Origin of the sequence: Bauldia litoralis, from assembly GCF_900104485.1 — a bacterium.
Taxonomy (GTDB): domain Bacteria; phylum Pseudomonadota; class Alphaproteobacteria; order Rhizobiales; family Kaistiaceae; genus Bauldia; species Bauldia litoralis.
This window is the reverse complement of sequence record NZ_FMXQ01000003.1, coordinates 221,890-237,104: the sequence shown is the minus strand read 5'-3', so window position 1 is coordinate 237,104 and position 15,215 is coordinate 221,890. Positions and strand designations below refer to the sequence as shown.

16 protein-coding genes are annotated in these 15,215 nt (G+C 66.9%); 11 read left to right on the top strand and 5 right to left on the bottom strand.

What is annotated here, in order from left to right; translation table 11 throughout:
* Positions 1 to 18: 18 nt before the first annotated feature.
* On the top strand, positions 19 to 2,046 hold the full coding sequence (locus BLT60_RS08505; protein ID WP_090875994.1) for a thioredoxin domain-containing protein: 2,028 nt from the start codon (positions 19 to 21) through the stop codon (positions 2,044 to 2,046).
* 173 nt (positions 2,047 to 2,219) lie between these two features.
* A complete protein-coding gene (locus BLT60_RS08500) occupies positions 2,220 to 2,480 on the top strand; it encodes a hypothetical protein (protein WP_090875993.1) in 261 nt (86 codons plus the stop codon).
* 21 nt (positions 2,481 to 2,501) lie between these two features.
* On the opposite strand, the gene BLT60_RS08495 is transcribed toward BLT60_RS08500, so the two are convergent.
* The 4 genes from BLT60_RS08495 to hemE form a co-directional block, all read right to left on the bottom strand.
* Positions 2,502 to 3,071, bottom strand: coding sequence for an AAA family ATPase (locus tag BLT60_RS08495; protein ID WP_090875992.1), 570 nt, complete (start codon positions 3,069 to 3,071; stop codon positions 2,502 to 2,504).
* A 173-nt stretch (positions 3,072 to 3,244) separates the two neighbouring features.
* Positions 3,245 to 4,510: a transcription termination factor Rho gene (gene rho, locus BLT60_RS08490; protein ID WP_090875991.1), complete on the bottom strand. Its 1,266-nt coding sequence runs from the start codon at positions 4,508 to 4,510 to the stop codon at positions 3,245 to 3,247.
* Positions 4,511 to 4,701: 191 nt separating this feature from the next.
* Positions 4,702 to 5,223 (bottom strand): protoporphyrinogen oxidase HemJ, encoded by a 522-nt coding sequence (gene hemJ, locus BLT60_RS08485; protein WP_090875990.1) that lies wholly within the window; start codon positions 5,221 to 5,223, stop codon positions 4,702 to 4,704.
* Positions 5,224 to 5,232: 9 nt separating this feature from the next.
* Positions 5,233 to 6,240, bottom strand: coding sequence for a uroporphyrinogen decarboxylase (gene hemE, locus BLT60_RS08480; RefSeq protein WP_090876328.1), 1,008 nt, complete (start codon positions 6,238 to 6,240; stop codon positions 5,233 to 5,235).
* A gap of 441 nt (positions 6,241 to 6,681) precedes the next feature.
* Between hemE and BLT60_RS08475 the strand changes: the two genes are divergently transcribed.
* From BLT60_RS08475 to dnaQ, 6 genes are all read left to right on the top strand, one after another.
* The gene (locus BLT60_RS08475) at positions 6,682 to 7,521 is read left to right on the top strand and encodes a pyruvate, water dikinase regulatory protein (protein WP_090875989.1); all 840 of its coding nucleotides are present in this window, start codon (positions 6,682 to 6,684) and stop codon (positions 7,519 to 7,521) included.
* 10 nt (positions 7,522 to 7,531) lie between these two features.
* Positions 7,532 to 8,125, top strand: coding sequence for a Maf family protein (locus tag BLT60_RS08470; RefSeq protein WP_090876327.1), 594 nt, complete (start codon positions 7,532 to 7,534; stop codon positions 8,123 to 8,125).
* 340 nt (positions 8,126 to 8,465) lie between these two features.
* Positions 8,466 to 9,344: a shikimate dehydrogenase gene (locus BLT60_RS08465; protein WP_090875988.1), complete on the top strand. Its 879-nt coding sequence runs from the start codon at positions 8,466 to 8,468 to the stop codon at positions 9,342 to 9,344.
* Positions 9,344 to 9,940 (top strand): dephospho-CoA kinase, encoded by a 597-nt coding sequence (gene coaE / locus BLT60_RS08460; protein ID WP_090875987.1) that lies wholly within the window; start codon positions 9,344 to 9,346, stop codon positions 9,938 to 9,940. Before BLT60_RS08465 ends, coaE begins: the two co-directional genes overlap by 1 nt.
* A 76-nt stretch (positions 9,941 to 10,016) precedes the next feature.
* Positions 10,017 to 10,298, top strand: coding sequence for a DUF2934 domain-containing protein (locus BLT60_RS08455; protein WP_090876326.1), 282 nt, complete (start codon positions 10,017 to 10,019; stop codon positions 10,296 to 10,298).
* 117 nt (positions 10,299 to 10,415) lie between these two features.
* Complete coding sequence (gene dnaQ, locus BLT60_RS08450) at positions 10,416 to 11,117, top strand: DNA polymerase III subunit epsilon (protein ID WP_090875986.1); 702 nt, start codon at positions 10,416 to 10,418, stop codon at positions 11,115 to 11,117.
* A gap of 102 nt (positions 11,118 to 11,219) precedes the next feature.
* Here the strand turns inward: dnaQ and hrcA are convergent, their stop codons facing one another.
* The gene (gene hrcA, locus BLT60_RS08445; protein WP_090875985.1) at positions 11,220 to 12,329 is read right to left on the bottom strand and encodes a heat-inducible transcriptional repressor HrcA; all 1,110 of its coding nucleotides are present in this window, start codon (positions 12,327 to 12,329) and stop codon (positions 11,220 to 11,222) included.
* Between the two features lie 119 nt (positions 12,330 to 12,448).
* On the opposite strand from hrcA, the gene rph reads away from it, so the two are divergent.
* The 3 genes from rph to hemW are packed head-to-tail and all read left to right on the top strand — an operon-like array spanning position 12,449 to position 14,940.
* Positions 12,449 to 13,162 (top strand): ribonuclease PH, encoded by a 714-nt coding sequence (rph, locus tag BLT60_RS08440; protein WP_090876325.1) that lies wholly within the window; start codon positions 12,449 to 12,451, stop codon positions 13,160 to 13,162.
* Positions 13,163 to 13,171: 9 nt separating this feature from the next.
* Positions 13,172 to 13,789 (top strand): RdgB/HAM1 family non-canonical purine NTP pyrophosphatase, encoded by a 618-nt coding sequence (rdgB, locus tag BLT60_RS08435; protein ID WP_090875984.1) that lies wholly within the window; start codon positions 13,172 to 13,174, stop codon positions 13,787 to 13,789.
* Entirely contained in the window at positions 13,786 to 14,940 is a 1,155-nt protein-coding gene (gene hemW / locus BLT60_RS08430) for a radical SAM family heme chaperone HemW (RefSeq protein ID WP_090875983.1), read from the top strand. Before rdgB ends, hemW begins: the two co-directional genes overlap by 4 nt.
* Positions 14,941 to 15,215 lie beyond the last annotated feature (275 nt).

Sequence of the window (15,215 nt, the reverse complement as noted above, 5' to 3'; positions counted from 1 at the left end):
GTTACTAGATTGCGCACCATGAGCGAAAATCTGCTGGCCCACGAATCGAGCCCCTATCTTCTGCAGCACAAGGACAACCCTGTCCACTGGCGGGCCTGGGGACCGGACGCCCTCAACGAAGCACGCCGCGAGAACAAGCCGATCCTGCTTTCCGTCGGCTACGCCGCCTGCCACTGGTGCCACGTCATGGCACATGAAAGTTTCGAAGATCCCACCACCGCCGCCGTGATGAACCGCTTGTTCGTCAACATCAAGGTCGATCGGGAAGAGCGCCCCGACATCGACCAGATCTACATGACGGCCCTCCACGCCCTCGGCGAACAGGGCGGCTGGCCGCTCACCATGTTCCTGACCCCGGACGGCAAGCCGATCTGGGGCGGAACCTACTTTCCGCCGACAGCCCGCTACGGCCGCCCCGCCTTTACCAGCATCCTCGAGGAGGTCGCCCGCGTCGTCCGCGAGGAACCGGAGACCGTCGCGCATAACAGCGGTCTTCTGATGAACCGCCTGTCGGAGCGCCGCACCGAGGCCGACGCCACCGTTACCCTCGACCGAGATCTCCTCGACCGCGCCGCAACGCGCCTTCTCAGCCTGACCGATCCCGATCACGGCGGCACGCGCGGCGCACCCAAATTCCCCCAGCCCAGCCTGCTCGCCTTCCTGTGGCGCGCCGGTGGCCGCACCCAGGACCCAGCCTACCGCCAGACCGTCCTCACCACGCTGCGCAACATCTGCCAGGGCGGCATCTACGATCATCTCGGCGGCGGCTTCGCCCGCTATGCCGTCGACGACCGCTGGCTGGTGCCGCATTTCGAAAAGATGCTCTACGACAATGGCCAGCTGATCGAACTGCTCTGCCTGGCCTTCATCGCCGCCGGCGACACGCTCTTCCGCGATCGGGTCGAGGAGACAATTGGCTGGCTCGACCGGGAGATGACGACGCCATCCGGCGCCTTCGCCGCCAGCATCGACGCCGACTCCGAGGGCCACGAAGGCAAGTTCTACGTCTGGAGCGAAGCCGAGATCACCGACGTGCTGGGACCGGAGGAGGGCGCCTTCTTCGCAAGGGCTTATGGTGTCTATACCGACGGCAACTGGGAGGGGGTCAATATCCTCAACCGGCTCGGCACGATGGACCGGCTCCCGCACGAAGACGAAGCGCGCCTCGCGCGGGCCCGGGCCAAACTCCTCGACCAACGCACCCGTCGCATCCGACCGGCAACCGACGACAAGATCCTCGCCGACTGGAATGGCCTCAGCATTGCCGCCCTGGCCCTGGCCGGCTCGACCTTCGACCGAGCGGACTGGATCGACGCGGCCAAGCGGGCCTATGCCTTCATCACCGGGCCGATGGCCCGGAATGGCCGCCTCGCCCATTCGTGGCGCGACGACAAGTCCGTCTTCCCCGGTCTCGCGACCGACTATGCCGACACGATCAAGGCAGCCCTTGCCCTCCACGCAGCGACGCTCGACACACATTTCATCGCCGAGGCCGAACGCCTCGCCGGCCTGATCCGGCGGCATCACTGGGATGACGAGGCCGCGGGATACTTCCTGCCCGCCGACGACGCAGAGGCCCTGATCGTCCGCCCCCGCTCCGAAACCGACGAAGCGACGCCCTCGGCCAACGCCATCATGGCGCAGAACCTGACCCGGCTCTGGCACCTTACCGGCAACGACGCCTACCGCGCCGACGCCGACGCGATCATCGCCGCCGCCGGGCCCGCGATCGCCCAGAACCTCTTCGCTTCCGCCGCCATGCTGTCGGCCCTCGACCTCCGCATGCGGGCAACCGACGTCGTCATCGTCCACCCCGCGGAATCAAGTCCCGCCGACCTGATTGCCCACACCCGGAACCACTGGACCGATGACATCATCCTGTCGGTCTACGAAGGCGCGGCCGACCTGCCGACCGGCCATCCCGCATCCGGCAAGACGACCGCCGACAACCGCCCCACCGCCTATGTCTGCCACGGTGAGACCTGTTCGCTGCCGATCACCGGGCCCAAAGACCTCGCCGCCCTGCTCCAAAGGCAGCCAGCGTGAGGAGAAAAACATGGTTTACGATTCGTAAACCTGTTGCCGGCTAACGTATTCCCACAGCAACTCCCCGCAACATCGGACGGGACTTGCTGGCGCAAGGAAAGGAGAAGCGGCCACCCGCCGCATCCCGGTTCCGGGACCCGCTCAAGACCGACCCAGGTAACAGGCGTACCGCGATGACCTCAATTCTCGCTTCCCGATCACATAGTCACGATGCCCCGACCCCGCAATACCGGCCGTACCGCTTCACCTACTGCTTCAACGGCACCGAGTGGAGCGTCGACATCCCCGCCCTGTCTCTCTCGGAAGCCAAGGAGCGGGTCAAGGTGCTCGGCTTCGCCCGGTACGAAGGCGAGGTTTCGGCAAACCATGGCCGCGCGGAGCGGACCGAACGGCGCACTGGCGCCTGGTTCCGAAAGGCAATGCGCTCGGCCTGAGCCCAGGCCGCAATTGGACCGTCAGGCGTCCGCGATCGCCGCGGCGACGAAGGCGACCCGCTCGTGGACGGGACCGATCGGAACCTCGACCACCTGATAGCCCGACGCGGCATAGGCCGCCGCGACAGTCCCGAACGTCCGCACCGCTTCGGCAAAATCCTGCTTCCGCTCGTCATCCTGGCCGAAGATCGCCCGCCATGGCGGCGTGACGAAGACGACCGGATTGTAGCGAAACAGGGCGACCGCCCTGAGCAGGTGGTCCGTCACCGCCAGCCCAGTCAGCCTGCAGTAGCCGACCAGACCCGGGATGCCGCGATCGAAGACCACCGGGCCTTGTGCCGACCCGGCTTCATCGTAGTCCGCCATCATCCGCGCCAGCATCAGTTCGCAAAAGAGCGCCCGGTCCGACGCGTGGGTTCCACGGCCGTCGATCCGCCGTTGCGCCCGGATGACGTCGCGTCCCGCCTCGTCGACGCAGACCAGGCCCTGCGACCGCAGCCCGTCGATGATGGTCGTCTTGCCCGATCCAGGCCCGCCACTGATGACGAAGAAATTGCTGCCGGCAGGCCTGTCAGTATCGTTGTGAATCATGGCTGGGTGGCTCAGCGGGGGTCGTCCTTGCGAGCGGTCTCATTCTGACCGTGCGCAGAGAACACCCTCGACCACCATCCGGCGGTGCGGGTCGATCCCTGTCGCCACCCGGACCTGGGGGTGCGGTCTGACCGGCAATCGCGGCGACGGGCGAACCCGCCGCCAAGCGACGATCAGGTGTTCATCTGATCGAAGAAGTCGTCGTTGCTCTTGGTCGCCTTGAGCTTGTCGAGCAGGAACTCGATGGCATCGACCGTGCCCATCGGCATCAGGATGCGGCGCAGCACATACATCTTCTTGAGAATGTCGGGCGGGACCAGCAGTTCTTCCTTGCGGGTGCCGGAGCGGGTGATGTCGATCGCCGGGAAGGTGCGCTTGTCGGCGACCTTGCGATCGAGAATGATCTCGGAGTTGCCGGTGCCCTTGAACTCCTCGAAGATCACCTCGTCCATGCGGCTGCCGGTATCGATCAGCGCGGTCGAGATGATGGTCAGCGAACCGCCTTCCTCGATGTTTCGGGCGGCGCCGAAGAAGCGCTTCGGCCGCTGCAGGGCGTTGGCGTCGACACCGCCGGTCAGCACCTTGCCGGAGGACGGCACCACGGTGTTGTAGGCGCGGCCGAGGCGGGTGATCGAATCGAGCAGGATGACGACGTCGCGCCCATGCTCGACCAGGCGCTTGGCCTTCTCGATCACCATCTCGGCGACGGCGACGTGGCGGGTGGCGGGCTCGTCGAAGGTCGAGGAGATCACCTCGCCCTTCACCGAGCGCTGCATGTCGGTGACTTCCTCGGGCCGTTCGTCGATCAGCAGGACGATGAGATAGCACTCGGGATGATTGGCGGCGATCGAATGGGCGATGTTCTGCAGGAAGACCGTCTTGCCGGTTCGCGGCGGCGCGGTGATCAGTCCGCGCTGGCCCTTGCCGAGCGGCGCGACGAGATCGATGATTCGCGACGACAGGTCCTTGCTGGTCGGGTTCTCCAGCTCCATCCGGAAACGCTCGTCGGGATAGAGCGGCGTCAGGTTGTCGAAATGGACCTTGTGGCGGGTCTTTTCCGGATCCTCGAAGTTGATCGAGTTGACCTTGAGCAGCGCGAAATAGCGCTCGCCGTCCTTGGGACTGCGGATCTCGCCCTCGACCGTGTCGCCGGTGCGCAGCGAGAACCGCCGAATCTGTGACGGCGACACGTAGATGTCGTCGGGGCCAGCGAGGTAGTTGGCGTCAGGGGAGCGCAGGAAGGCGAAGCCGTCCTGCAGCACTTCGACGACGCCTTCGCCGATGATATCGGTATCATTCGCGGCCAGTTGCTTGAGGATCGCGAACATCAACTCCTGCTTGCGGAGGATGCTCGCATTCTCGACCTCCAGCTCTTCAGCGAAAGCCAAAAGCTCGACAGGCGACTTCGCCTTGAGGTCCTTCAGTTTCATTTCTGGCATAGAATTCAGATGTCTCTTGGAATGAGGAAAGTGAGCACAGAGGGGGGGAAAAAGGAGAGCTTGCGGCCGAAAGAGGGGGTCGTCGGCACGGCTATCTGACGGTCCCAATCGATCGCCAGCGCCGTCTGCTTCTCGTGTGGTTGTCGGGAAGATAGTCGTTCGCGATCGGAACGGCAAGCGGTTTGAACGCCTTAAAAAGGCTTCACGACAACGAGGATAACGATGACGATCATCAGCAGCGTCGGCGCCTCGTTGAGGAAGCGGTAGAAGCGCTGGCTGTGGGTGTTGCGGTCGGCGGCGAAATCGCGGACCCAGCGCGAGAACATGCCGTGGATGCCGGAGAGGATCAGCACCAGAGCGATCTTGGCGTGGAGCCACGGACTCTGGAACCAGCCGCCGTCCCAGGCAAGCCATAGCCCGAGCACCCAGGTGGCGATCATCGCCGGGTTGATGATCGCGGTCAGCAGCCGCCGCTCCATCACCTTGAAGGTTTCGGACTGCTCCGAGCCGACTGCCGCCGCCGTGTGATAGACGAACAGCCGCGGCAGGTAGAGCATCCCCGCCATCCACGAGATGACGGCGATGATGTGGGCGGCCTTCAGCCAGTTGTAGAGGCCGGACAGCTGCCACCAGACCAGCAGCGCGAACAGGATCGCGACGATGGCGAGTGCCGTGACGGCGCGCAGGATGCGGGTGCGGGTATCGGCGGGCATGATGCGGTCCTAGCGTCCCCGGACGCGTGCGATCAGGTGTTCGACATGGGCGATCGGTGTCTGGGGCACGATGCCATGGCCGAGGTTGAAGATGAACCGGCCGCCGCCCAGGGCCTCGAGGATCGCATCGATCGCCCGGTCGAGCGCCGCACCGCCCGCCACCAGGACCAGCGGATCGAGATTGCCCTGGACCGTCACCTGCGACTGAAGCTTTGCAGCGACATCGAAGGGCACGGTCCAGTCGATCCCGACGGCATCGATCCCAGTCGCCGCGACATAGCGTTCGATCCGGAAGCCGGCGCCTTTCGGAAAGCCGATGATCCGCACATCGGGGGCCGCCGCTCTGACCCGGCGGACGATCTCGACCGTCGGCGCGATCGACCAGCGGTCGAAGTCATGCTCGTTGAGGATGCCCGCCCAGCTGTCGAAGATCTGCACGACATCCGCGCCAGCCTCGATCTGTCCGAGGAGCGAAATGACCGAAGCCTCGACCAGCGTGTCGATGAGATCCTGAAACACCTCCGGCTCGGTCGCCGCCATCAATCGCGCCGGCGCCTGGTCCGGGGTGCCTCGACCGGCCACCATGTAGGTCGCCACCGTCCAGGGAGCCCCGCAGAAGCCGATCAGCGACTTGTCGGCATCGAGGGCAGCCCGCACCTGCCGGATGGTCTCGAAGACCGGCGCCAGCCGTTCCCTGACCGGAGAGACATCAAGGGCGGCGATACCGGCCGCGTCGATCGGATCAAGTCGCGGGCCTTCGCCCTGGACAAAGGTGAGCCCCCGATCGAAGGCATCGGGAATCACCAGGATATCCGAAAAGACGATTGCGGCATCGAAGCCGAAGCGACGGATGGGCTGAAGGGTGACTTCTGCAGCGAAGGTTGGATTGTAGCAAAGGTCGAGAAAGGAACCGGCTGTCTCGCGAAGCGTTCGATACTCGGGCAGGTAGCGTCCCGCCTGCCGCATCAGCCAGATCGGAGGCGGCGTGGCTGTGTTGCCGGCGAGAGCGTCGCGCATGCGCCGATAGGGAAGATCGCGGGGTTCGGGATTCACACCAAGAGTCCAAAAGGTAAGAGAATCTTATTGGTTTTGTTTTAGTTTGGGGGTGGATTACAGCCAATCCGCAGCGTCCACAAATCGGCAGCGTCTGGCAGGCAATCGGGATGGTTTCCGAAGGCCTCACACTGAATTGTGGTAACAGCGGGGAAATCTTGAACCGGCCTGCATTAACAGTCCATTAATCTCTGTGGCAGGCAGTCGTTCAGCGGCATCCACAGGACTATCCACGGGATGGCCGGGGACAACCTGTGAAATTACCGATTCCTTCCCACCGTCACGGAATCGTATCCTCAGGGCAGACACCTGTTGATCGAATCCGGCGCTGTGGGGACAGTTTTGCGCGGTCGGCGACAGGGGGCGTTTTCGGGTGACCTTATCAACAGGCCTGGGGAGAACCGTGTGAGGAACCGCGAAGGCTTCTTCCACCTGCACATGATTTCTGACGCGACCGGCGAGACGCTGATCACCGTCGGCCGGGCAGCGGCGGCGCAATATCGCGACATGCGGCCGGTCGAGCACATCCATTCGATGGTGCGGACCCGCAAGCAGCTCGACATGATCGTGACGGCGCTGGAGGAAGAGCCCGGCATCGTCCTTTATACGCTGGTCGACAAGGAGCTCGGCGAGCGGCTCGAACAGGAATGCCGCCGGATCGGCATCCCTTGCGCCTCGGTGCTGGAACCGATGCTGCAGCTCTTGCAGAACTACCTGGGCACGCCGCACACCCGCCGGGTCGGCGCCCAGCACATGCTCGACGCGGACTACTTCCGTCGCATCGACGCGCTGAACTTCACGATGATCCACGACGATGGCCAGCTGGCTGGGGCGCTTGAGGAAGCCGACGTCGTCCTGCTCGGCATCAGCCGGACCTCGAAGACGCCGACCAGCATCTATCTCGCCAATCGCGGCATCAAGACCGCCAATATCCCGCTGGTGCCCGGCGTGCCGCCGCCGGCGGAGCTCGAGACGGTGAAGCATCCGCTGGTCGTCGGGCTGACCGCCAGCGCCGAACGGATCGCGCACCTGCGGGAGAACCGCGTCCTGTCGCTCAACGCCATGGCGCACGGCGAATCCTATATCGACAAGGCGGCGATCGCCGACGAGATCTCCCAGGCCCGCAAGCTCTTTGCCCGGCATGGCTGGCCGACCATCGATGTCAGCCGCCGGTCGATCGAGGAGACCGCCGCGGCGATCATAGCGTTGCGCGAGAAGCGCGAGCGCGATGCCGCGCCGCCATAGCAGGACCGCCATGACCCGGATCGTTCTCGCCTCGAAAAGCCCGACCCGCGGCGCCATCCTCGCCAATGCCGGGGTCGCGTTCGAGACGATGCCGTCGCGCGTCGACGAGCGGCAGGTCGAAGCGCCGCTGATCGCCGCCGGTGCTTCGCCTGCCGAAGTGGCGCTGGCGCTGGCCGAAGCCAAGGCGATGGATGTCGCGATAAACGCGGGCAACGCCCTGGTCGTCGGATCCGACCAGACGCTCGATGCCGACGGCGAGCGCTGGGACAAGCCGGAAACGATGGATGCGGCGCGCGGACAACTGCTGTCGCTCGCCGGGCGAAGCCATCGGCTCCACACGGCGGTGGCCGGGGTCCGCGACGGCGCACTCCGCTGGCGCCATGTCGAGAGCGCGACGCTGACGTTGCGGTCCCTGTCGCGGGCGGAGGTCGACCGCTACCTGGAAACGGTCGGCGAGGCGGCCCTGGGCAGCGTCGGCGCCTACCAGATCGAGGGCCCGGGCATCCAGCTCTTCCACCACATCGACGGAGACTACTTCGCCATCCTCGGCCTGCCGCTGCTGCCGGTTCTCCACTGGCTGCGGGAGGAGGGGGGATTGGGGTGAGGTCGACCGGGGGCGGTCCGTTCGTCGGTTCAGGTGGGGTGCGTCCTTCGAGGCTCGGGCTCTGCCCTCGCACCTCAGGATGGCTACGGCTTTGTCTGGGTAGGCAAACGAGTTGAGCGTTCTCGCATGGCGAGGTGGGTTGTCCGGGGACTTGAGGCATTTCAGGGCAAGAGGGGCAAGCACATCCCCGCCATCCTGAGGTGCTCCACGTAGTGGAGCCTCGAAGGACGCACACGATCCGATCCGGAACATCCGATACCCGCGGGGCGTGACGGGTCGGGGGGTGAGCGCGTATGAGACTGTCGAACCATTTCCTGCCGCGTTGAGAAAGAAGAAAGTCATGACCACTCCCCTTGCCTGCGTCGTCGGTTGGCCGGTGAAGCATTCGCGCTCGCCGGTGATCCATCGCTACTGGCTGAAGGAACTGGGGATCGAGGGGGACTATGTGCTGAAGCCGGTCGAGCCGGACGCCATTGCCGGCTTCTTCGCCGATTTCGCCAATTCCGGTTTCGTCGGTTGCAACGTCACGGTGCCGCACAAGGAAGCCGCCTTTGCCGCCGTGGCCGAGATGGACGAGGCGGCGCGCGCCATCGGTGCGCTCAACACGATCTGGATGGAGGACGGCAAGCTGGTCGGCGCCAACACCGACGCGCCGGGCTTCCTCGCCAGCCTCGATCAGGAGGCGCCGGGCTGGGATGCGCATCCGGGTCCGGCCGTGGTGCTCGGCGCCGGCGGCGCGGCCAAGGCGATCGTCTTCGCGCTGCGATCGCGCGGCTTCGCCCCGGTGACCATCGTCAATCGCACCGAGAAGCGGGCCGAACAGATCGCCCGCAATCTCGGCGGTCCGATCGCCGCGGCGCGTTTCACCGCGCTCTCCGGCCTGCTCGGCGATGCGCGGGTGCTGGTCAACACGACGACGCTCGGCATGGACGGCCAGCCGCCGCTCGATCTCGATCTTGGCGCGATGCCCGGCAAATCGGTGATCAGCGACCTCGTCTATGTGCCGCTGGAAACCGGACTGATGAAGGCGGCGGAGGCGCGTGGCCTTCGCGCCGTCGGCGGGCTGGGGATGCTGCTCCACCAGGCGGTGCCGGGCTTCGCCCACTGGTTCGGCCAGACGCCGACCGTGACGCCCGAACTGCGCACCGCCGTGCTGGAGACCATGGGTGTCGTCGCGCCGGCCGCGGCCGATGCCGGCGCCGGGACGGACGCCGCCTGATGCTGTTGATCGGCCTCACCGGCTCGGTCGCGATGGGCAAGTCGACCACCGCCGCGATGTTCGCCGAGGCCGGCCTGCCGGTCTTCGACGCGGACCGGACGGTCCACGAGCTTTATCGCGGCGCCGCGGCGCCGGTGGTCGAGGCGGCGTTTCCCGGCACCACCGAGAACGGCGTCGTCGATCGCGACAGGCTGCGCGACCGCGTGCTCGGCGACGATGCGGCGATGGCCCGTCTCGAAGCACTGATCCATCCGCTGGTCAGGACCGAGCGCGACCGGTTTCTCCGCGAGGCAGCGGCCGGCGGTTACCGGGCGGTGGTGCTCGACATTCCGCTGCTGTTCGAGACCGCGACCGAGGGCGATGTCGACATGGTGATCGTGGTGACGACATCGGCCGAAATCCAGATGGCGCGGATGCTGGCGCGTGACGGCATGACCCGCGAGCGGGCCGAGGCGATGATCGCCCGCCAGGTGCCCGACCCGGAGAAGCGGCGGCGGGCGCACTTCCTCATCGACACCAGCACCAGCATCGAAGACGCGCGCCGCCAGGTCGGCGGCGTGCTGCGCGCCGTGGCGGGGATGACCGGGCGCGTTTGAGGGCGCGCGGACGCGGGAACCGCGGGTGCCCGATCGGCGTTGATCGGCTGTCAGATACGGAGCCGGAGACATGGCAATGGATGGCCGGAAAGACGACGAGAGGGACGCGCGGATTGCGGAGCGCGCCTATCAGCTATGGGAAGAGGACGGGCGGCCGGAGGGCCTGGCCGAGGAGCATTGGATGCGGGCCGAGCGCGAGTCGCGCGACGTTGACGCCGATCCCGCCGACGCCATCGCCTTTCCCGACGAGCCTGACCACGACGACCCGACCCCGACCATAGAGGAACAGGCCGACACGGTGGCCCCCGAGGTCTCGCCGCCGGCAGCGCGCAAGGGGCGGACGCGAAAACCGAAATAGCATTCGGCCGGCCGGTGGGTCGCATCCGGGCGGTCACCGGCCGGCCGACGATTATCGGGGATGCCCGGCGCCGGGCGGGTTGCACCGGGGGCGATTGCCGTTCACGATTCGCGAATCATGCGCGAGATCGTTTTCGACACCGAGACCACCGGCCTCGACCCGACCAATGGCGACCGGATCGTCGAGATCGGGTGCGTTGAGCTGTTCAACCATATCGCCACCGGCCAGACCTTTCACCGCTACATCAATCCCGAGCGGCCGATGCCGGCCGAGGCGCAGCGCGTTCACGGTCTCGACGACAAGTTCCTCTCCGACAAGCCGCTCTTCGCGTCGATCGTCGCTGACCTGCTCGCCTTTGTCGGCGATGCGCCGATGATCGCCCACAACGCCGATTTCGACCTCGCCTTTCTCAATGCCGAGCTTGGCCGCTGCAAGCAGCCGCTGATCCCTGCGGGGCAGATCGTCGATTCGCTGATGCTGGCGCGGCGCAAGCATCCGGCCGGGCCGAATTCGCTCGACGCGCTCTGCGCCCGCTACCAGATCGACACCAGCAAGCGGACGCTGCATGGCGCGCTGCTCGATTCCCACCTACTCGCCGAGGTCTATATCGAGCTGATCGGCGGCCGCCAGGCGAGCCTGATCCTCGCCGACGAACGCGGCGGCGGCCAGCAGGCGCGCTACGGCGCGGTGGTCCACGCCGCCGCCCCCAGGCCGGAGCCGCGGCTCTTCCGGGTCAGCGAAGCCGAAATGGCCGCCCACGCCGCGCGGCTGGAAGCCCTCGGCGACAAGGCAATCTGGCGGCAGTATCTCGGCGGTTGATCGGGTGGTGTAGGAGCGCGATCGCGGGAGGGGAACGCCGCGCCCAGCCCTCCCACAAGGGGAGGGCTGGGCGCCCTTCTGACGTCGGCCCCGGGAAACCCGCTACCGCATCAGGCGGCTGACGACCTGGGCGGTGTAGTCGACCATCGGGACGATGCGGGCGTAGTTGAGGCGGGTGGGGCCGATGACGCCGAGGACGCCGATCACCCGCTGCTCGGTGTCGCGATAGGGCGACACCACCAGCGACGATCCCGACAGCGAGAAGAGCTGGTTTTCCGCGCCGATGAAGATGCGGACGCCGTCGCCGGCTTCGGCGAGGCCAAGCAGGCGGATCAGCTCGCGCTGGGTCTCGAGGTCGTCGAACAGGCGGCGGATGCGTTCGAGGTCCTCCGCCGCGGTGACGTCCTCGATCAGGTTGGCGCGGCCGCGCACGATCAGTGTCGGCGGGTGGCCGTCGCTGACATCGCCCCAGGTGGCAAGGCCGGCTTCGACCAGCTTGCCGGTCAGCTGGTCGAGCTCGGCCTTCGCCTCGGCCTCGCGGCGCTGCAGCTCGGACCGGGCTTCCGCTAGGGTTCGGCCGCGCAGCCGGGTATTGAGATAGTTGCCGGCCTCGACCAGCGCCGAGGGCGTGGTGTCGGGATCGAGGTCGATCAGCCGGTTCTCGACCGAGCCGTCCTCGCCGACGAGTACGACCAGCGCCCGGGTCGGCTCGATGCGGACGAATTCGACATGCTTGAGCCGGGTGTCGGTCTTGCCGGACAGCACCACGCCGGCGCCGCGCGACAGGCCGGACAGCGCCTGGCTCGCCTCGTTGAGCAGGCTCTCCATGCCGCGGCCGGGTTCGGAGGCGCGCATCTCCGCCTCGATCCGGCGTCGCTCGTCGGCCGGCAGGTCGCCGATCTCGAGCAGGGCGTCGACGAAGAAGCGCAGGCCATAGTCGGTCGGCAGCCGGCCGGCCGAGGTGTGCGGGGCGTAGATCAGGCCGAGCTGTTCGAGGTCGGCCATGACGTTGCGGACCGAGGCCGGCGACAGCGGCGCCGGCAGCAGGCGGCTGATGTTGCGCGAGCCGACCGGCTCGCCGGTATCGAGAAATGTCTCGACGATGCTGCGAAAGATTTCGCGCGACCGCCGGTCGAGGCCCTGCAGGGCCGAGCCCTGCGAATCGCCTGCGCCGGAGCCGATTGAGAAATTCGACGGGGGCTGGTTGGTCATCGCGACTGGTCCATGTTTCACCCTATTAAGTGTCGGTTTTCACCAAGGTTTCAAGCTGCCTTTGCCTTGAGCCCGGACGGCCGCTAAGAAGCGGCATGGAAACAGCGACCGATACCCAGATCCGCCCCTCGAAACGCATGCCCGCCGACATGCGGCCCGTGCGGCTTGAGCGCGGCGTCTCGAAACACGCCGAGGGCTCCTGCCTGGTCCGCTTCGGCGACACCCATGTGCTGTGCACGGCCAGCCTCGATTCCGGCGTGCCGCCATGGCTGCGCGGCGCCGGCAAGGGCTGGGTCACCGCCGAATACGGCATGCTCCCGCGCGCCACTAACGAGCGTATGCGCCGCGAATCGACCGCCGGCAAGCAGTCGGGCCGCACCCAGGAAATCCAGCGCCTGATCGGCCGCTCGCTGCGCGCCGTCGTCGATCTCAAGGCGCTCGGCGAACGCCAGATCGTCGTCGATTGCGATGTCATCCAGGCCGATGGCGGCACCCGCACCGCCGCGATCACCGGCGGCTGGGTGGCGCTGCGCGACTGCATCGAATGGATGATGGCCCGGCAGATCCTGCAGACATCGCCGCTGATCGACCATGTCGCGGCGATCTCCGCCGGCATCTATCGCGAGACCCCGGTGCTCGACCTCGACTATGTCGAGGACAGCGCCGCCGAAACCGACTCCAACTTCGTGATGACCGGCTCCGGCGGCATCGTCGAGATCCAGGGGACCGCCGAAGGCGCCCCGTTCAGCGAAGCCGAATTCGGCCAGCTGATGGGCCTTGCCCGCGACGGCATCGCCCGGCTCGTCGAGCTGCAGAAGCTGGCCATCAGCTGACGGTTGCCGATGGCCCGGGCCTTCCAGCGCGGCGACAGGCTGGTCGTCGCCAGCCATAATCCGGGCAAGCTCGTCGAGATCGGCGAGATGGTCGCGCCATTCGGCCTGTCGGTCGTCTCGGCGACCGAACTCGGCATCGCCGAGCCGGAGGAAACCGGCGTCACCTTCGAGGAAAATGCCGAGCTCAAGGCGGCGGCCGTTTCGGAAGCGGCCGGCCTGCCGGCGCTGGCCGATGATTCCGGCCTGGTGGTCGAGGCGCTGGGCGGCGCGCCCGGCATCTATTCGGCCCGCTGGGCGGGACCGGACAAGGATTTCGACGCCGCCATGCGCCAGGTCGCCGAGAAGCTCGACGCGCTTGGCGCCACCGACCCGGCCGACCGCCGCGCGTCCTTCGTCTCCGTTCTCTGCCTCGCCTTTCCCGATGGCGAGCGCGCCTTCTTCCGCGGCGAGGTCGCCGGCGCGCTGGTCTATCCGCCGCGCGGCACCAACGGCTTCGGCTACGACCCGATGTTCGTGCCCGACGGCTACGACCAGACCTTTGGCGAGCTGGCCCCCGAGACCAAGGCGGAATTTTCCCACCGGTCGCGCGCCTTCGCAAAATTCGCCGACGAGAGGCTGAAGGGATGAGCGCCGCCGAACCCGGCTTCGGCGTCTACGTTCACTGGCCGTTCTGCGCCGCGAAGTGTCCGTATTGCGACTTCAACTCGCATGTCCGCCATGACCCGCCGGACCAGGCGCGCTTCTCGCGCGCTCTGGCCCGCGAGATCGCCACGACGGCCGACCGGATGCCCGGCCGCACCGTGTCGAGCATCTTCCTCGGCGGCGGCACGCCATCGCTGATGGAGCCGGCGACGGTCGGCGCGATTCTCGACGCGATCGCGCTGAACTGGACGGTCGCCGCCAATACCGAAGTGACGCTGGAGGCCAATCCGTCGAGCGTCGAGGCGGAGCGGTTCCGCGGCTACCGGCTGGCCGGCGTCAACCGCGTGTCGCTCGGCGTCCAGGCGCTGAACGACGCCGACCTGCGGTTTCTCGGCCGGCTGCACGATGTCGCCGAGGCGCTGAAGGCGATCGAGATCGCCCGCAAGACCTTTCCGCGAATTTCCTTCGACCTGATCTATGCCCGGCCCGACCAGACGCCGGCTGCCTGGCAGCGCGAACTCGGCGAGGCGCTCAAGCTCGCCGCCGACCATCTGTCGCTTTACCAGTTGACCATCGAGGACGAGACGCCCTTCGCCCGGCTCTACCGCGCCGGCAAGCTCAAGGTGCCGGACGAGGACACGGCGGCCGAACTCTACGCGGTGACGCGCGAGACCGCCGAGGGCGCCGGCCTGCCGGCCTACGAGGTTTCCAACCACGCCCGTCCCGACGCCGAGTGCCGGCACAACCTGGTCTATTGGCGCTACGGCGAATATGCCGGCATCGGCCCCGGCGCCCATGGCCGGCTGCGCCTGCCCGATGGCCGCCACGCCACCGAGACCGAGCGCAACCCGGAAGCCTGGCTGGCACGGGTCGAGCGCTACGGCGACGGGTTGATCGTCGACGAGTTGCTGAACCGCGAGGAACAGGGCGACGAGATGCTGCTGATGGGGCTTCGCCTCGCCGAGGGCATCGACATCGCCCGCTACGAGAAACTCTCGGGCCGCGACCTCGACCCGGAACAGCTCGCCGACCTCGTCGCCCACGGCATGGTCGAGCGGACGGTGGACGGGCGGTTGCGGGCGACGCGGGCGGGGTCCTTCGTCCTCGACGCGGTGGTGGCCGACCTGGCGGCCTGAGGGTTCTCCCGGCATCCGGCGGGAAGGCGTGGGTCGGTGCGCCGGTCGGTGCCAGAGACCCACGGCACTTTCGCATTCGTGATTCGTTGTCCGCCCGTGGCCCTGCTCGATGACGCAGGCCGGTCTCTCCTCATGGGGCGCTTTCAGCAGACACGCTTTTGAGCAAGAGCGTTTCAGCGGCCAGAACGCCAGGCAGGGCGATTCTGGCGGGATGCGACGGACCAGCGACATAGCGCTTCTCCAATCCCTCAGTTTATGATAATGAGAATAATTCG